Origin of the sequence: Pseudomonas sp. CJQ_9, from assembly GCF_043106615.1 — a bacterium.
GTDB classification, from domain to species: Bacteria; Pseudomonadota; Gammaproteobacteria; order Pseudomonadales; family Pseudomonadaceae; genus Aquipseudomonas; species Aquipseudomonas juntendi.
Window position 1 is genome coordinate 82,468 of the sequence record NZ_JBICMS010000026.1, and the last position, 16,099, is coordinate 98,566.

The following is a 16,099-nucleotide window of genomic DNA, read 5'->3' on the forward strand; positions in this document are numbered from 1 at the left end:
CAGGTGGGTTTCGCCTTGCCGCAGCAGGCATCAGTGCCCGCAATAGGTTGGCTTGCGTTTTTCCAGGAAGGCAGTCATGCCTTCTTTCTGGTCTTCGCTGTCGAACAGTTGCACGAAGGCGCTTCTTTCAAGCTTCAACATGCTATGCAGGGGGGCGTCCTCACCGGTGGCCAGCAGTGCCTTGATCGCCCGCACGGCCAAGGGCGGCTGAGCGGCGATACGCGCGGCGATGGCACATGCGCGCTGCAGTGCAGCGCCTTCGTCACACACTTCGGAAAGCATGCCGGCATTGAAGGCCTGTTCAGCGCTGAGGGGTTCACCTGTGAGGGTGAGCAACGCCGTGCGATACTTGCCAATGGTGCGCAGCAGGCGCTGGGTGCCGCCTGCCCCTGGCATGATGCCAACGTTGATTTCCGGCTGGCCGAGGCGCGCCGTGCGCGAGGCAATGATGATGTCGCAGGCCAGGGCCAACTCGCAGCCGCCACCCAGGGCGTAGCCCTCGATCGCGGCGATCACCGGCTTTTCGCAGCGGTCGACGACTTCGAACAGGCGTCCGGTTTGCAGGGCCGTGTGTTGAGTGGGGGTCATGTCGCGCATCTCGGCGATATCTGTGCCGGCGACGAAATAGCCACCTGCACCGGTGATCACCAGGGCATGCACGCGCGGGTCGCCTGCCAGTGCCTCTACGGCCTCGGCCAGCAGCTGTTTGATTTCCAGGTTCAGGGCGTTGCGACGCTCTGGCCGGTCGAGGGTAATGATGGCGTAGCCATCTGTGTGAATCTGCTGGTGAACGGGGTTTGTCGAAGGCATGTTCGGGCTCTATTCAGCGTGGTTCCAGGGCGTGTTGGTCAGTGCCTTGCGGCGCAGCAGCGCATTGGCGCGGTAGCGGCCATCGGGGCAGGCGCGGGCCAGGTTGTCCAGCACGGTGACCACGTTGTGGTTGCCGAACGCGTCGGCCCAGGCCAGCGGGCCCACCGGGTAGTTGACCCCCTTGAGCATGGCAAGGTCGACCGCCTGCGCGGTGGCGATGCCTTGGCTGACGGCCTGCGCCGCTTCGTTGGCAAGCATGCACAGCGTGCGTGTCACGAGCATGCCCGCCACGTCGTCGATGATGACCACCTGCTTGCCCAGCGCCTGGAAAAAGCCAACCACGCTATCCAGGGAGGCGCGCCTGCAGGTGTCGGCGCCGCTGAGCACGACCAGGGAGGCTGCTTCAAGGTGGGTAGAGGCGTCGAACAGCACGACCTGGTCGAGTTCCTGGGCGGTCGCCAGCGCAAGGGCAGTCAGCCCGAGGCAAGGGCGTAGCTGCACGCCGTCTACCATCAGGTAGCCGTCGCCGTTGTGCCTTTCGATGTGGCAGCCATGTTCCTCGGCCACGTGCCGAACGGTTTGCGCCCCAGGAAAATCGCCAAATTGCTGGACCAGCTTTGGTTGCGGGCACGCGGCTTCATAGGTGATGGCATCGGGCGTCGAGCCCGGGTCGTAGCGGTAGAAGCCGCGGCCGGTCTTGCGGCCCAGCCACCCTGCGTCCACCAGTGCTTTCTGGGTGAGCGAAGGGCGGTAGCGAGGGTCCTGGAAGAAGGCGTCGTAAATGCTTCGCGTCACCGCAAAATTGGTGTCGTGGCCGATCAGGTCCATCAGCTCCAGCGGCCCCATGCGAAACCCGCCTGCATCGCGCAACGCGGCATCGATCACTGCAGCAGGCGCCACCTGGTCTTCCAGGCCCAGCAGGGCTTCGGCGTAGAACGGGCGGGCCACGCGGTTGACGATGAAGCCTGGCGTTGACTTGCACTCGACTGGGCATTTGCCCCACTGGGTGGCCAGTTCGCTGACCTGGGCTACCACGGTTGTGCAGGTGGCTTCGCCTTTGACCACCTCGACCAGCGGCAGCACCGTTGCCGGGTTGAAGAAATGCATGCCGACCATGCGCTGCGGCCTTTGCAGGGTTGCCGCGATCGCCGTGATCGAAATGGAGGAGGTGTTGCTGGCGAGGATGGTGTGCTCGCCGACCACTGCTTCGAGTGCGCTGAACAGTTGTTGCTTGATTTCCAGGTTTTCGATGATGGCTTCCACCACCAGTGCGCACGCCGAGAGTTCGCTCAACTCGGCTGCCAGGGTCAGCCGGGCCAGGCATTCGTCCCGTTGCCGGGCAGTCAGGTGCCCGCGCTTGACCCATCGATCCAGCGAGGCGGTGACGCTTTCGGCGCCCTGGGTCAGCGCTTGCTGGCGCGTGTCGTGCAAGTACACGGTATGCCCGGCTCGCAAGGCCACGGCGACGATGCCCGCACCCATCGTGCCTGCCCCTATGATGCCAATGCTGGCTGTTTTGCTCAGTGCGGTGCTCATGCCTGATACCCGTGTGACAGTGTGCGAATGATGCCAACACTGTACGTACACGAGGCCTTAAAGGTCAATAGGATGACCTATAGAATTAACTACCAATGGACCTTAAAGGCTAATAATGCAAACCTATGGTTTATGCGATACTGCCGCCGCGCGATCAAGGCATGCCCCACGGGGCTCACAGACGAGACCAATTGATGAAAGACCTAGATGCATTGGCCAGCAAGTCAGGCATTGATTTCAGCCGCAGTGGCGTAGCCCGCTACATCCAGCTGGCCACGTTGTTCCGCCGCAGGATCGAGCAAGGCTTGTGGCCGGTAGGCGGGCAGATACCCACGGTGGATGACCTTGCCGCGGAGTGCAGCGTCGCACGCGCAACGGTGCGTCAAGCGCTGGACATCCTCGAAGAGGACAAGCTGATACGGCGCTTCCGTGCCAAGGGCACCTTCGTCATCCAGCAGCCACAAGAGCAGATGTGGTGTGAAGTGCCCACCGACTGGTCGGGCCTCTTGCTGTCACCGGAAGGGGTCACGACAGAGGTGCTGTCTTTCGACGTCAAGGCCCAGCCTGTCAATGTGCAGCACAAGATCGGTGAAATGGCACCGGAGTACCGGTGCTGGCGGCGCCGCCATCTGCGCGAAGGCAAACCGTATTACATCGGTAACGCATTCATCGATGCGCGGCTGGTGCGCAAGATTCCGGCGAAACTGCTTGAAACCCACACTACCTTGCGAATCCTCAAGGACCTGCCCGGCCTGACGCTGAAGGAAGTGCACCAGACGATCACCATTGGCACGGCAGACCTGGCGACTGCAGAGGCGCTGGAGATCCCGCTCAATGCCCCGGTTGCCTATTGTTACCGGTCTGCCATCGATGACCAGGGGCGGTTGGTGTTCGTCGGGGATGGGGTATACCGAGGTGACGTGGTCAGGCTCGACGTCAAGGTCAGCGTATGACTGGCGGGATGACGCTGCATTGGTCGCCACTGTCGCCGTTCGTGCGCAAGGTCATGTGCGTGATCCATGAACGCCGGCTGGCAGGCCAGGTGCGCTGTGTGCGCACCAAGGTCTCCCGGTACGTGCCCAATGCTGCGCTGCTGGCGATCAACCCGTTGATGCGCATTCCAACACTGGAGCTGGGTAACGGCTCGGTGTTGTTCGATTCTGTGGTGATCTGTGAATACCTCGATACCCTCGGGCACGGCCCGGGGCTGTACCCGCAGCAGGCCGACAGGCGTTGGCAAGCCTTGCGCTGGCAGGCGTTGGGCGATGGCTTGTGTGACACGCTGATTGTATGGCGACATGAACGTGAGCGGCCCGAGGCTCAACAGCAGCAGGACTTCCTGCACGCCAGCGCACTCAAGCTCTCATCGACCCTGCAATTGCTGGAGCATGAGGTGGCGCAACTGGATACGGTTGCCTACGGTATTGGCCATATCGCGATCGGCTGCGCCCTGGGCTACCTGGCGGTTCGCTTCGCCGACGTGTCGTGGCATGCCAGCCACCCCCAGCTTGCCCAATGGCAGCAGCGCTTCGAGGCGCGCGAATCCAGCCAGTTGAGCGCGCCTGCGCACGCCTGAGAAAAAATCATTGCCCGGGGGATGGCAAGCGCTTTTCAGATAGGTCTATACTGAAAAGGTCATAAAGTTAGCACATAGGATCAAAAGTGACCTTTGTCTCTACTCCCCACCCGGCAAGCCAAGCGATGACCCTGCACTGGTCGCCGCGCTCACCGTTCGTACGCAAGGTGATGATCGTACTGCACGAAACGGGTCTGCTCGACCGCGTCACCTGCGTGCGCAATGTCGTGGGCATGAACCAGCTCAATGATCAGGTCATGCTGGATAACCCCTTGAACAAGATTCCTACGCTGGTGCTGGCTGACGGCCGCAAGCTCTACGACTCGCGTGTCATCTGTGACTTTCTCGATGGCCTGCACAATGGCACCAGGCTGGTCCCGGCCGACCGCGCCCGGTACCTGCAAGCCATGACCTGGCAAGCGCTGGGTGACGGTTTCATCGATGTGCTGTTGCTGTGGCGCAACTGGTACAACGACCGTGGCTTGCCCCACGACTGTGCCGACGACCCCTTTCTCAATGCCTTCAACGCAAAATGCCACGCCGTGCTCGCCGCCCTGGAAGCCCAGGCAGCCGAGCTTGAAGCCGCACCCTTCGGGCTAGGCCATATCGCCATCGGTTGTGCGCTTGGCCAGCTGGATTTTCGCTGGTCATTCATTGCCTGGCGCCCTGGCCACCCGGCCCTGGCGCACTGGTATCAGCAGTTCCAGTCGCGCCCCGCCGTGGTCGCGACCGCAATTCGTGATGACAACGCGCCGAGCGCCACCTAACTCTGGAGTCCATAACATGGCAGGCCCACTTTCACATATCCGCGTTCTCGATCTGAGCCGGATCATGGCAGGCCCCTGGTCGGGACAGGTTCTGGCTGACCTTGGTGCTGACGTAATCAAAGTCGAGCGCCCCGAGGTCGGGGATGACACCCGTACCTGGGGGCCTCCCTTCCTGAAAGACCAAGCAGGCAACGCGACGAAAGAAGCCGGCTACTACCTGTCGGTCAACCGCGGCAAACGCTCGGTCACCGTCGACCTGGCGGACCCGGCCGGGCAGCAGGTGGTCAGGGAGCTGGCGGCCGCGTCGGATATAGTCCTGGAGAACTTCAAGGTCGGTACCTTGAGCCGCTACGGCCTGGGTTATGACGATCTCAAGGCGGTAAAGCCGGATATCATCTACTGCTCCATTACCGGGTTCGGGCAAACCGGACCCAAGCGTGACAACGCCGCCTACGATTTCATGATCCAGGCCATGGGCGGCCTGATGAGCGTGACCGGGGAGCGGGACGACCTGCCGGGCGGTGGGCCACAGAAGGTCGGTATCCCGATCGTCGACATCATGACCGGCATGTATGCCACCGTGGCGGTGCTGGCTGCACTGGCGCACCGCGAGCGCACCGGTGAGGGCGAGTATATCGACCTGGCCATGCTGGATGTGCAGACGGCGGTGCTGGCGAACCAGGCCATGAACCACCTGGTATCGGGCAAGACCCCGCAGCGCGCTGGCAATCGCCACCCGAACATACAGCCACAAGATGTTTTCAAGTGTGCCGATGGCCACATCGTGCTGGCGGTAGGCAACGACGGTCAGTTCCGGCGGTTCTGCGAAGCGATTGCAGTGCCAGCACTGGCCGACGACCCCCTGTATGCCACCAACCAGGCCCGGGTCGACAACCTGCCGTCCTTGCTGCGCCTTATCGCCGAGCGGCTTGCCGAGCGCCCGCTGCAGGAATGGCTGAGCGCGCTGGAAGCAGCCAAGGTGCCGTGCGGGCCGATCAACACGGTGCCCATGGTGTTCGCCGACGAGCAGGTCCAGGCCCGAGAAATGCTGCGTCAGCTGCCCCACCCACTGGCGGGCGTGGTACCGCAAGTGGTAAGCCCGATTCGCATGCGCAATGCCAGCCTGGATTTCAACCGTGCACCGCCGCTGTTGGGCCAGCACACGGCTGAGGTGTTGCGTGAGCTTGGCATCACGATCCCTGTTCCATCCGCCGCCTCGCAGGAGTGAGTCATGGCCAGAATTCCGCTGTTTGATGCCCGCACCATGTCCGAGGCGCAGGCTGAAGTTTATGAAGCCGTTGTCCGTGGCCCCCGCGGGCGCCTTGTGGGCCCTTTGCGGGCCGCCATGCATAACCCGGTGCTGGCTGACCGCTGGCAGCGCCTGGGCGAGGTACTGCGTTACGACACGGTGCTGCCCAAACGCTTGAGTGAACTGGCGATCCTGGTCACTGCGCGGCGCTGGAATGGCCAGCTGGAATGGCATATTCACGCCGACGACGCAGCCAAGGCCGGGTTGCAGAGCACGATCATCGACGCCATTGCAGCAGGGGAGGCACCGGTGTTCGACGACTCGGAGGCCTGGGACATTTATACCTTCGCCCGGCAGATGCAACTGCATGGCGACGTTCAGGAAGACGTGTACGAGCGCATTCATGCGCGCTGGGGCACGGTGGGCGTGGTCGAATTGTCTTCGGTGATCGGCTACTACACCTTGGTTGCCATGACCCTGAACGTGCACCGTATTCCGTTGCCCGATGAGGTCAAGGCGCCCCTGCAAGTGGCAACCGATGCCCAGTGCGGCTTACCGCGTTTGACAGAGCCGGCGCCGGCGGTTTTCCAGGCTGGCGCACACCCTGCGATGGGGGAGCGTTGATGGACACCATTGAACCGCGCATGCCGGCGCACACCGCTCGAAGCGTGCCGGCGGGTGCCTGTGACGTGCACTGCCACGTCTTCGGCCCGCTCGATACCTTTGTCACCGGCCCGGCCACGTATGCGATTCCATTGGCGGCGCCCTCGGTCTATCGCCAGATGCTGGACAGCGTCGGCCTGGACCGGGGCGTGCTGGTGCAGCCGGCACCTTATGGCACCGATACCCGCGCCCTGGTCAATGCCCTGGGTGAGCTGGCCGGCCGGGCACGGGGCGTCGCCGTTGCCGATGCGAGCATCAGCGACGCCAGCCTCGACACCTTGCATCAGGCGGGTGTACGCGGTTTGCGCTTTATCGAGATGCTCGACCCCAGCAGCGGCAAGCGTTACGCCGGCAGCATAGGCGTCGATACCCTGTGCCAATTGGCGCCACGCATGCGCGAACGGGGCTGGCACGCGCACATCTGGGCCAAGGCCCAGGACTGCCCGCGTGTCTTCGAGACGGTCAGGCATCTCGATATGCCGATCGTGTTCGACCACATGGGGCAATTCGATGTGGCGGCCGGCGTGGAAGGTGCGGCGTTCCAGCAGTTTCTGGCCCTGCTCGACAGCGGCCAGGTGTGGGCCAAGCTGTCGCTGTGCCGGGTGTCCCGTCAGGCACCTGCATACGCCGAGCTGCAGCCATTCCACCAGGCCCTGGTGAACAAGCGGCCAGACAGGCTGCTGTGGGGGTCTGACTGGCCCTTTGTGCGCATGGCCGAACAATCGCCGGACGTCGGCCAGTTGCTGGACGTGTTCATGAACTGGGTAGGGGACGAAGCGATCGTTCGTCAGATCCTGGTGGACAACCCTGCTCATCTTTTCGGTTTCGACAGTAAGGAAAGCGCGTGATGCAAGATTTGAAGCTTGAGATCAACGAGGGCGTGGCGGTCGTCACGCTGGACCGTGCACCGGTGAACGCAATCACCTTGGCCCACTACCAGGCTATCGGCGAACTGTTCACCCGCCTGGGAAACGACCCGGCGGTCAACTGCGTGATTTTCACCGCTGCCGGTGATCGGGCCTTCTGTGCTGGCCTGGATCTGCACGAGTTCCTTGCCGCGACCGTCGATGAAGACCCTGCGCGTGCGGCAGTCGTGCGGCAATGTTTCGCGGCGGTACGCCAGTGCGCCGTGCCGGTGATCGCAGCGGTGAACGGCCCTGCGTTGGGTGCCGGAACCGTGCTGGCGGCAGTCTGTGATATCCGCCTCGCCAGCGAACGGGCAAAGTTCAGCATGCCGGAGATCAACGTCGGCCGCTGTGGCGGCGGCGCGCACCTTGGGCGTTTGATCGGGCAGGGCAACCTGCGCAAGATGTTCTTCACCGGGCTGTCGATCGACGCCGCAGAGGCGCTGCGCATTGGCCTGGTCGAGGAGGTTCTGGCGCCTGAGGCGCTGATGTCGCGGGCCCAGGAGCTGGCCCGGCTGATCGCGAGCAAGAGCCCGCTGGGCTTGCGCATGGGCAAGGCGTCGCTCAACGAGATCGAGTTCATGCAGGTCGAAGACGGCTATCAGGTCGAGCAGGGCTACAGCACCCGGCTGATGGCGACCGAGGATGCCCGTGAAGCGACCCGGGCTGTGGTGGAGAAGCGCGTCCCGGTGTTCGTCGGGCGCTGATCAGGCGGGGTGGCGCAAAGGGAGATCAGTGATGATCTCCCTTTTTTCGTCATGCTTACCGAGGTAAGCCATCAGCCCAATCGGCAATGGCGTTGGCGGTTTCCAAGGGCTTCTCCGCCGGCAGCGCATGGCTTGCATGTGCGATGACCTTGATCGTTACCCGGTCGCCGAACTCCTCCTTGGTTTCCATGCGCGAGCGCTCGGGCCGGAAGGGGTCGGCGTCAGCCTGCAAGTCCAGCATCGGGGCGCTGCCGCCTGCCCAGTAACTTTCCTTGGGGGTATTGGCACGTGCCTCCCGCTGGCTTTGGGTGACCTGCGGGTGCCACCCGGTCAGCCAGGGGCGCGGATCATTGCCTTCTGCGAAGAAGGCCAGGCGCAACGCGGCGAGTTTTTCATCCTCGGGCGTTTGCTCGGCGTTGATCCGGGTGATGGCATCGGACAGCTCGCTGGGCCACTGGCGTGCGCCACCGGCAAGCAGCACGATCCCACGCACAGCCTGTGGGTGGTCGCTGGCGATGGTCTTGGCGATCCACTGGCCGTACGCATGCCCGGCAACGATTGCCGGGCCGCCTTCGGCGGCGATCACGTTGGCGAAGTCGTCGCCGAAATCGTGGAACGTCACGTTTTTCATCGGCCCTTTACTGCCTGCCACCCCCCTGGGTTCGGGCAAGACCACGCGATAGCCGCGGCGCACCAGTTGCTCGGCCAATGGGGCGAATTCGGCGCTACCGCGGCCAGTGGAGGCCAGGATCATCACCAGCGGCCCCTGGCCCTGTACCGAGTAGGCGATGGTGGCGTCGGCATGCTGGATGGTACGGTGGGCGATGTTGTCCTGCGACCAGGCGGCCGGGGCGAGCGCAATTGCGCACAAGACACTCAGAGGGGCGACTAATTTCGACAGTTTCATTGAACACCTTCCGGTTGGGGAGAAGCCCCTGCCCCCCACCCGCCAGAGCGTGGCCGGCGTGGGGGAGGGTGGAATGAGCTGGATCAGAACTTGAAGCTGTAGTCGACGATCAGGCGGTCCTGGTCGCTGTTGCGCTGGTAATTGCTGCGCAGCACGCCATGGCGCCAGCGCACGGCGAGGTCCTTGAACGTGCCGCTTTGCACCACGTAGCCGATATCGGTATCCAGTTCCCGCTCGCGGCCATCGTGCTGCACCCCGACGACGTGGGCGTTGTCACTTTTCACATAGCGCACGGTCAGCATCAGCCCGGGAAGGCCGGCAGCCGCGAAGTTGTAGTCATAGCGCGCCAGCCATGAAGCCTGGTTCTGCTTGGCGAAGTTGGTCAGCATCATTTCGGTGTGCAGGTAGGTGGCTGTATTTTCCAGCTGCGGGTATGCGCCTTTGCCATCGACCTTCTGGTAGCCGGCCTGCAACGTGTGGCCGTTCCACTCGTAGCCGAACAGCCCGCTGTACACCCGGTTGTCGATAGCGCCGGCGTCGCCAGCGCCGGCTTCCCGGGAAGCGAACAGCCTGATGTCGCTGACCAGGCGCCCCGGCCCCGCCGGCAACTTGCCTTTGATGCCGACGAAGTGTTGGCGGTAGACGTCTTCTAGCTCACCGATGTTGTAACTGAGCACCACATCCTTGCCCAGCGCGTAGTCTGCTGCGGCGTATTTGAAGTCGCGGTTGTCGGTGCGTGGGTATTGCCCGTTGGCGTAGGCGATACCGATGCCCTGGTAATCGGTGGAGTCCCGGTGGCGGGCGCGGTCGAGCCTGCCGGCGCGCAGGGTCAGCCCGGTGATCGAGGTGTTGGTGACCTGGGTGCCGCGGAAGTCCTGAGGGAACAGCCGGGTGGTGCTTGGCTGCAACACGCCCAGGCTCGGGTTGATGGTACCGACCAGCACTTGCGTGTCCTGGTACAGCCTCAGCTTCGCGGTGAGGGCCAGTTTGCTGTATTCGTCCTGTGACTCGCGGGCATAGCTGGGGCCACCCGGGCGGCTTTCGGCGTTACGCGGCAGTAGACCAGAGCCGCTTCGCTGCGGACTTGAGTCGAGCTTGAGGCCGTACATCAGTGCTGCATCCAGGCCCAGGCCAATGTCGCCTTCGGTGTAGCCAGACTGGAAGCGAAAGGTCAGGCCCTGGGCACTTTCTTCGACGCGGTTCTGGCCGCTGCCATCGCGGTAATCGTTCTGGAAATAGAAGGTTCTGGAGTCCACCGAGGTCTTGCTGTCATCGAGAAAAGCGGCTTGTACGCCTGACGACACGGCGAGGGTAAGTGTGGTCAGCGTCAGCAGCTGCCGGTTCAGGTTTGTTGTCATTGTTACCTGTCCTATGTGGGGGCGTTTCTATCGGCTGGCATCGCGTCAGCCCACCACAATTACCGGCGAGGACGGCCTAAAAGTCAATAGGCTATAAAAATGACCTATTGACTTTTAGGTCGTGCAGCGGTCTCATGGGATCACAGCAAGCGCCCAGGGCTTGGCTGATAGCCGTACACTGAGCGGCACGCTCGTGTGACGGCAAAACCGATAACAACAACAGGGCAACCCACAATGATCACAGCGCGCGAAAGTGCAGATGCCGTCCAGGCTTACACCGACGAACAGTTCGCCCAGCGGACGTTCGCCCGTGTGAAATGGAAGATCCTGCCACTGCTCATGATCTGCTATGTCTTGGCACTGATTGACCGCAACGTCATCGGCTTCGCCAAGCTCGGCTTCATGACTGACCTTGGTTTCGGCGAAATGGTGTACGGCATCGGCGCCGGCATTTTCTTCGTCGGCTATATCCTGTTCGAGATCCCCAGCAACCTGATGCTGCAGCGCATCGGTTTTCGCAAGACGGTGCTGCGCATCATGATCATGTGGGGTATCGCCTGTGCGGCGTTCTCCATGATGCAAAGCGAAACCATGTTCTACATCCTGCGCTTTGCGCTGGGTGTGGCCGAAGCGGGCTTCTTCCCGGGGGTGTTGCTGTTCCTCACGCTGTGGGTGCCGCGTAACCGCCGAGCCAGCGTAACGGCGATGTTCATGGCTGCGATCCCTATTTCCGGCATGATCGGCGGGCCCTTGGCGGGCGGCATCATGCAGCACCTGGACGGTTTGTTCGGCCTGAAGGGTTGGCAGATACTGTTCCTGGTCGCCGGCCTGCCGGCCTGCGTGATGGGCGTTGCCACCTACCTGTTGCTGGACAACTCGCCCAAGGAAGCCAAGTGGCTGTCCGAGCAGGAGCGCCAAGTCATTCTCGACGAGTTGGCGGCAGATGACACCAGCAATGCCAACGAACACCATTCCCTCTGGGGGGCGTTCAAGGACAAGCGCGTGTATGTGCTGGCGTTCACCGCACTCGCGGTTTTCAGTGGCGCAGTGGCGGCTGCATTCTGGGTGCCGACCATCATTCGCAAAACGGGCATCACCGACCTGTTCCATGTCGGCCTGCTGTCGGCACTGCCGTTCATGGTGGGTGTGATCGCGCAGTACCTGGTGGGCAAGCATTCGGACAAGGTCATGGAGCGCCGCTGGCATGTGGCGATCTGCTTGAGCATTTCGGCGCTTGGCTGGTTGACCCTGGCCATTCTGCAACCCAGCACCACTGTCTCGGTGATTCTGCTGATCGTCGCCACCGCATCGGTTCTGGGTGCGACCGGTCCGTTCTGGACATTGCCCGGCAGCCTGCTGACCGGCAAGGCAGCAGCGGGCAGCATCGCCCTGGTCACCACACTGGCCGGTGTCGGTAACGTGTTCATGCCGGCGCTGGTGGGTGCACTGATCGATCTGACCGGCAGCATGGCCGCATCCCAGGCCGCCTATGGCGTGCTGATGCTGACCGGCGCCGCGATGATCCTGCTGGGCACCCCGGCTGAAGCCGGCAAGCCCGTCGTTAAAGCCCACTGACGAGGAAGTGTTCCTGGGCTGTGCCCGGTGAGGACAACCGCAATCGGGCAGTTGCCTGCGGCGAAATGGTGTTGGCCATTGCCGTTGGGGTCGAGTCGATGTCCAGAGCACCGTTTGTAATGGGCAAGGCTGAGGCAGGGCGGCCGGCGCGGCTTGGCCACGATGTGCGTTGGGGTCGGCCAGGGCCTGGTGCTGGCCTTTGAACGCGTTTGACGCAACACCTCAAGCCAGGCTTGCCTGGCTTCTTACAAGAACAATGCTGAGGAGCCTGTAATGGGTACCATCTCGTCGGACTTGCTACGCCAAGTGACTGCCGAACTCTATGAGCGCTCGCTGAAGAAAATCCCTGAAGACACCAAGCGCGCGCTTGCCCAGGCGAAGGCCGTGGAGCGCAATCAGACCGCAAGCCAGACCCTGGACATCATGATCGCCAGCGCACGCGCGGCGGAAGAGGAAAACCATTTTGTCTGCTCCGACTCGGGCGTGCCGGTGTATTTCGTCAAGGTTGGCACCAAGGTCAATTTCGATGGGCCGGTGAAGCAGGCCATCACCGATGGGTTCAGCGACCTCGTCGCCACCATCCAGCCACCCATGCTGGCCCATGTGACCAACCCACTGACTCTTGAGCGTGGCTACGCGGGCAAGGACATGCCCATCACCACCTTCGAATTGATCGATGACGCTGATTACGTCGAGATCACCTGTTCACCCAAGGCCCTGGGCTCCGGGCGCTGGGCAGCACTGGAAATCTTCACCTTTCCAAGCCTCGAAGACATCGAGCGGTATGTCATGGAAGTGGTCCTCAAGGCTGGCCCTCAGCACTGTCCTCCGGTGGTGATCGGTGTCGGGATTGGCGGCACCTTCGACTACGCCGCGAAACTGGCCAAGCAAGCCATGCTGCGCCAGATCGGAACATCCAACCCCGAGCCAGTGCTGGCGGACATGGAAGAACGCTTGCGCCAAGCCGTCAATGCCACAGGGTTCGGCCCCATGGGTACCGGCGGCGATAGCACGGCCATGGCGGTGCACGTGGATTACGCGTCCGGCCATGGTTTCACGCCGGTGGCCGTGTGCTTCAACTGCTGGATCAACCGACGTCGTTCCGCCCGGATCCACCCGGACGGTCGCGTCGATTATTTCGAGTGAGGAACGCCCTATGAAGCGGCTTCAAGCGCCATTTGATGAACACGCTATCCGTTCCCTTCGTGCCGGCGACCTGGTGGTGGTTGACGGCGACGTGGTGATCACCGCCGGCCTGCCCACGCACCAGCGGTTGATGCACTGCCTGGAAAGCGGCGAGGCCCCCCCTGTCGAGTTGCGCGGCCAAGCGCTTTTTCATCTTGGGGGCTACAGCCAAGGGGAGGGCGAGCATTTCGAGATGCTCTACATCAACCCCACGACCAGCACCCGGTTCAACCCGTACATGCCAACCTTGATCGAGGGTTTCGGCCTTCGGGTGGTCGGCGGCAAAGGTGGCCTGGATGAACATAGCGTCGAGGCAATGAGGAAGGTCGGGTGCGTATACCTGTCCTTCCTGGGTGGCGGCTGCACCTTGCTGTCCCGGGCGATTCAGCGGGTTGTCGAGGTCGGCTGGCCGGAGATGGTCACGCACTATCGGCTTTCACGAATCAATGTGAACGGCCTGGGGCCGGCAGTGGTTGCCATTGATGCGCAGGGGAACAGTTTGTACGCGCAGAATGCGCAGGCAGCCGGGTCCCGCTCAGGGGAAGTGTTGGCAGGCCTGCACGCTCAGGCTCGGCAGGAGAAAAGTCAGCTTTCCTAGCATGGGCAAGAACCGCCTGGCCCCAGCAGCCTGCAGCCGGCGGTTCTGCTGGGGCAGGCGGCGCAGCGCCAAGGCGTGATCGGGCAGCGGCAGTCAACGCTAGTGGCGCAAAAGGTTATGGTATAACATAAATTAACGCGGCACTGGCCTTTGGCCTTGCCGCGCTTTTGTCTGCCATACAACAACCCATGCCCGACTCAGGACTCTCCATGCGATTCCCCCAAGCATCGTTTGCCATTTTTACGGCAATGTTCACACCTGACCTTGTCGCCGGACAGACCGGCACCTCGACCATCACGCTCGGTGACGTGAACATCACCCAGACCGCCGGCGTAGCCTTGAGCACCGAAAACGTGCTGACCTCGGTCGACGTTCTTGGCAGCGACCAGGTGCGCGACAAGAACGTGATGAACAGCTGGCAGCTGTTGGGGCAGATGCCAGGCATCCAGTTGACCGAAACCGGCCAAGGTGCAGAGTCTGGCAAGGTCAGTTTCCGTGCGTTCAACGGCGAGGGCTACATCAACGGCATCAAGACGTTGATCGATGGCGTGCCAAGCAACGTCAACAGCGGCAACCAGCGCTTCATCGACATGATTTTCCCGTTGGACATCGAATACATCGAGGTGGTGCGCGGTACCAACGACCCGCGTTATGGGCTGCACAATATCGGTGGCAACATCAACTTTGCCACACGCCAGGGCGGCAACTATGTCGATAGCCGGGTGACCTACGGCAGCTTCGATACCCGTGAAGTGCAGTTGGCAGTCGGCCACGAGGAGGGCAACTTCGTCCAGAACTACATGCTCGCCAAGCAGGACAGCAACGGCTACCGCGACCACAGCAACTCGAACAAATATGCGTTGGGCGGCAAATGGTTTGTCAACAACGATGACCAGACCTTCCGTGTCGGGCTGATTGCCCGGCTTTATCATCACCAAGCCCAGGAGCCGGGCTTCCTCACCCGTGACCAGCTGCACGCCAGCCGCACCCAGTCACCTGCCAAGAACGGCAATGATGGTGACGACCGCGACATGAAGCAGGTGAGTTTGCACAGTGACTGGCAGCTGGCCGATGACCTTGGCTTGAGCAGCAAGCTGTACTACAACAGCTACAACGATGACCGCACTGTCACTTTCACCGATTACCGGCCTGGCAACGCACCTCGCCAGCGACGCCAGTGGGACGAGCAGCAGCGCGGCATGCTCAGCAACCTGACCTGGCGCGCCAACGAGTTGCTGACGCTCGATGGCGGCATCAACTACGAAGAGCAGGACAACCTGTACCGTCGCCTGCGCTACAACTACGGTGTGCCAACCGACTTCGACGCGCCGCCGGCGCGCGTGCAAAATGACGACGCTTACACCCTGCGCAATATTGGCGGGTACGTGCAGGCGGTCATTCAGCCTACCGATGCGCTGAAGATCATCCCGGCCATGCGGGTGGATAAATTCTCCGGCAACACCGAGGTGCTCGGCGGCGCCAAGGCATCCCTGCAGGACTATGGCTGGATCCGCCAACCGAAACTCAGCGTGATCTACAGCCTCACCCCCGAAATCGACGTTTACGCCAATTGGGGGCGCACCTTCCAGGTGCTCACCGGATCGGCGGAACCGGCTTACCTGCTGCCCGGGCAAGCCTCGTACGACCCGTCCATCAACACGGGCAAGGAGGTTGGGGTGAAATTCCAGCCGTTCCCGGGTGCCCAGGCGCGGCTTGCGCTGTGGCAGCAGGATGCGACCGATGAAGTCGCGAACATGCCCAGCACCGGTACCACGGTGGGGCTCGGCGAAACCCGCCGCCGTGGCGTGGACATGCAGATCAGCGCACAGCTGGATGAACAGTGGACGGTCTGGGCGTCCCACGCGGTTCAGGAGGCGAAAGTGGTCAAGGGCCTGGCTGCCAACGGCCAGTCGCTGTCAGGAAAAGAAGTGTTTTCCACCCCTCGCTACATCAGCAATGTGGGCGTCGAGTACCGCTACAATGACGATTGGAAGTTCGGCGCGCAGGGGCGGGCACAGGGTAGCTACTACATCGATGAGCTCAACGAGCAGGGCAAGTACGGTGGCTTCGTGGTCGTGGATGCCAGCGTGAGTTACCGGATCACCCCGTCCACCAGCGTGGATCTGCAGGTGAAGAACTTGCTGGGCCGCGAATATGAATATGTCTGGTACGACAACTTCTTCTGGGGCGGCAACGACCAGCCCATGTTCTCGCCCGCCCCAGGCCGTTCGGCATTCGTGTCGTTGAACATGAGCCTGTAACA

15 protein-coding genes and 1 pseudogene are annotated in these 16,099 nt (G+C 62.3%); 12 read left to right on the forward strand and 4 right to left on the reverse strand.

From position 1 onward, the window contains the following. Window positions 1-30: 30 nt before the first annotated feature. A complete protein-coding gene (locus ACF8SD_RS04515) occupies window positions 31-810 on the reverse strand; it encodes an enoyl-CoA hydratase-related protein (protein ID WP_392483938.1) in 780 nt (259 codons plus the stop codon). A 9-nt stretch (window positions 811-819) separates the two neighbouring features. Continuing rightward, a complete protein-coding gene (locus ACF8SD_RS04520; protein ID WP_392483939.1) occupies window positions 820-2,346 on the reverse strand; it encodes a 3-hydroxyacyl-CoA dehydrogenase in 1,527 nt (508 codons plus the stop codon). A gap of 194 nt (window positions 2,347-2,540) precedes the next feature. Between ACF8SD_RS04520 and ACF8SD_RS04525 the strand changes: the two genes are divergently transcribed. From ACF8SD_RS04525 to ACF8SD_RS04555, 7 genes are all read left to right on the forward strand, one after another. Beyond that, window positions 2,541-3,299 carry a GntR family transcriptional regulator gene (locus ACF8SD_RS04525; protein ID WP_082416100.1) on the forward strand — a complete coding sequence of 253 codons (759 nt, stop codon included), beginning with the start codon at window positions 2,541-2,543 and terminating at the stop codon, window positions 3,297-3,299. Continuing rightward, window positions 3,296-3,922, forward strand: coding sequence for a glutathione S-transferase family protein (locus tag ACF8SD_RS04530; RefSeq protein WP_218581704.1), 627 nt, complete (start codon window positions 3,296-3,298; stop codon window positions 3,920-3,922). The genes ACF8SD_RS04525 and ACF8SD_RS04530 overlap by 4 nt, the downstream gene beginning before the upstream one ends. 86 nt (window positions 3,923-4,008) lie before the next feature. After that, complete coding sequence (locus ACF8SD_RS04535) at window positions 4,009-4,689, forward strand: glutathione S-transferase family protein (RefSeq protein WP_392483940.1); 681 nt, start codon at window positions 4,009-4,011, stop codon at window positions 4,687-4,689. A gap of 16 nt (window positions 4,690-4,705) precedes the next feature. After that, window positions 4,706-5,917 (forward strand): CaiB/BaiF CoA-transferase family protein, encoded by a 1,212-nt coding sequence (locus tag ACF8SD_RS04540; protein ID WP_173889293.1) that lies wholly within the window; start codon window positions 4,706-4,708, stop codon window positions 5,915-5,917. 3 nt (window positions 5,918-5,920) lie between these two features. Then, window positions 5,921-6,562 (forward strand): carboxymuconolactone decarboxylase family protein, encoded by a 642-nt coding sequence (locus ACF8SD_RS04545; RefSeq protein WP_054911572.1) that lies wholly within the window; start codon window positions 5,921-5,923, stop codon window positions 6,560-6,562. Next, entirely contained in the window at window positions 6,562-7,449 is an 888-nt protein-coding gene (locus ACF8SD_RS04550; protein ID WP_392483941.1) for an amidohydrolase family protein, read from the forward strand. The genes ACF8SD_RS04545 and ACF8SD_RS04550 overlap by 1 nt, the downstream gene beginning before the upstream one ends. Further along, window positions 7,449-8,213, forward strand: coding sequence for an enoyl-CoA hydratase-related protein (locus ACF8SD_RS04555; protein ID WP_392483942.1), 765 nt, complete (start codon window positions 7,449-7,451; stop codon window positions 8,211-8,213). Before ACF8SD_RS04550 ends, ACF8SD_RS04555 begins: the two co-directional genes overlap by 1 nt. Window positions 8,214-8,268: 55 nt before the next feature. On the opposite strand, the gene ACF8SD_RS04560 is transcribed toward ACF8SD_RS04555, so the two are convergent. Then, window positions 8,269-9,120, reverse strand: a complete 852-nt coding sequence (locus ACF8SD_RS04560; RefSeq protein WP_392483943.1) for an alpha/beta fold hydrolase — start codon at window positions 9,118-9,120, stop codon at window positions 8,269-8,271. Window positions 9,121-9,203: 83 nt separating this feature from the next. Beyond that, window positions 9,204-10,478, reverse strand: a complete 1,275-nt coding sequence (locus tag ACF8SD_RS04565) for an OprD family outer membrane porin (RefSeq protein WP_392483944.1) — start codon at window positions 10,476-10,478, stop codon at window positions 9,204-9,206. Between the two features lie 234 nt (window positions 10,479-10,712). Between ACF8SD_RS04565 and ACF8SD_RS04570 the strand changes: the two genes are divergently transcribed. The 5 genes and pseudogenes from ACF8SD_RS04570 to ACF8SD_RS04590 all read left to right on the forward strand — a co-directional run bounded on the left by ACF8SD_RS04570 (window position 10,713) and on the right by ACF8SD_RS04590 (window position 16,097). Then, window positions 10,713-12,053 (forward strand): MFS transporter, encoded by a 1,341-nt coding sequence (locus ACF8SD_RS04570; RefSeq protein ID WP_173889283.1) that lies wholly within the window; start codon window positions 10,713-10,715, stop codon window positions 12,051-12,053. Between the two features lie 44 nt (window positions 12,054-12,097). Next, window positions 12,098-12,190: pseudogene (locus ACF8SD_RS04575) on the forward strand (hypothetical protein); the annotation flags it as partial. 136 nt (window positions 12,191-12,326) lie between these two features. Beyond that, entirely contained in the window at window positions 12,327-13,199 is an 873-nt protein-coding gene (locus ACF8SD_RS04580) for a fumarate hydratase (RefSeq protein WP_054911565.1), read from the forward strand. Between the two features lie 10 nt (window positions 13,200-13,209). Further along, window positions 13,210-13,836, forward strand: coding sequence for a fumarate hydratase C-terminal domain-containing protein (locus ACF8SD_RS04585; RefSeq protein WP_392483945.1), 627 nt, complete (start codon window positions 13,210-13,212; stop codon window positions 13,834-13,836). 209 nt (window positions 13,837-14,045) lie between these two features. Then, window positions 14,046-16,097: a TonB-dependent receptor gene (locus ACF8SD_RS04590; protein WP_392483946.1), complete on the forward strand. Its 2,052-nt coding sequence runs from the start codon at window positions 14,046-14,048 to the stop codon at window positions 16,095-16,097. Window positions 16,098-16,099 lie beyond the last annotated feature (2 nt).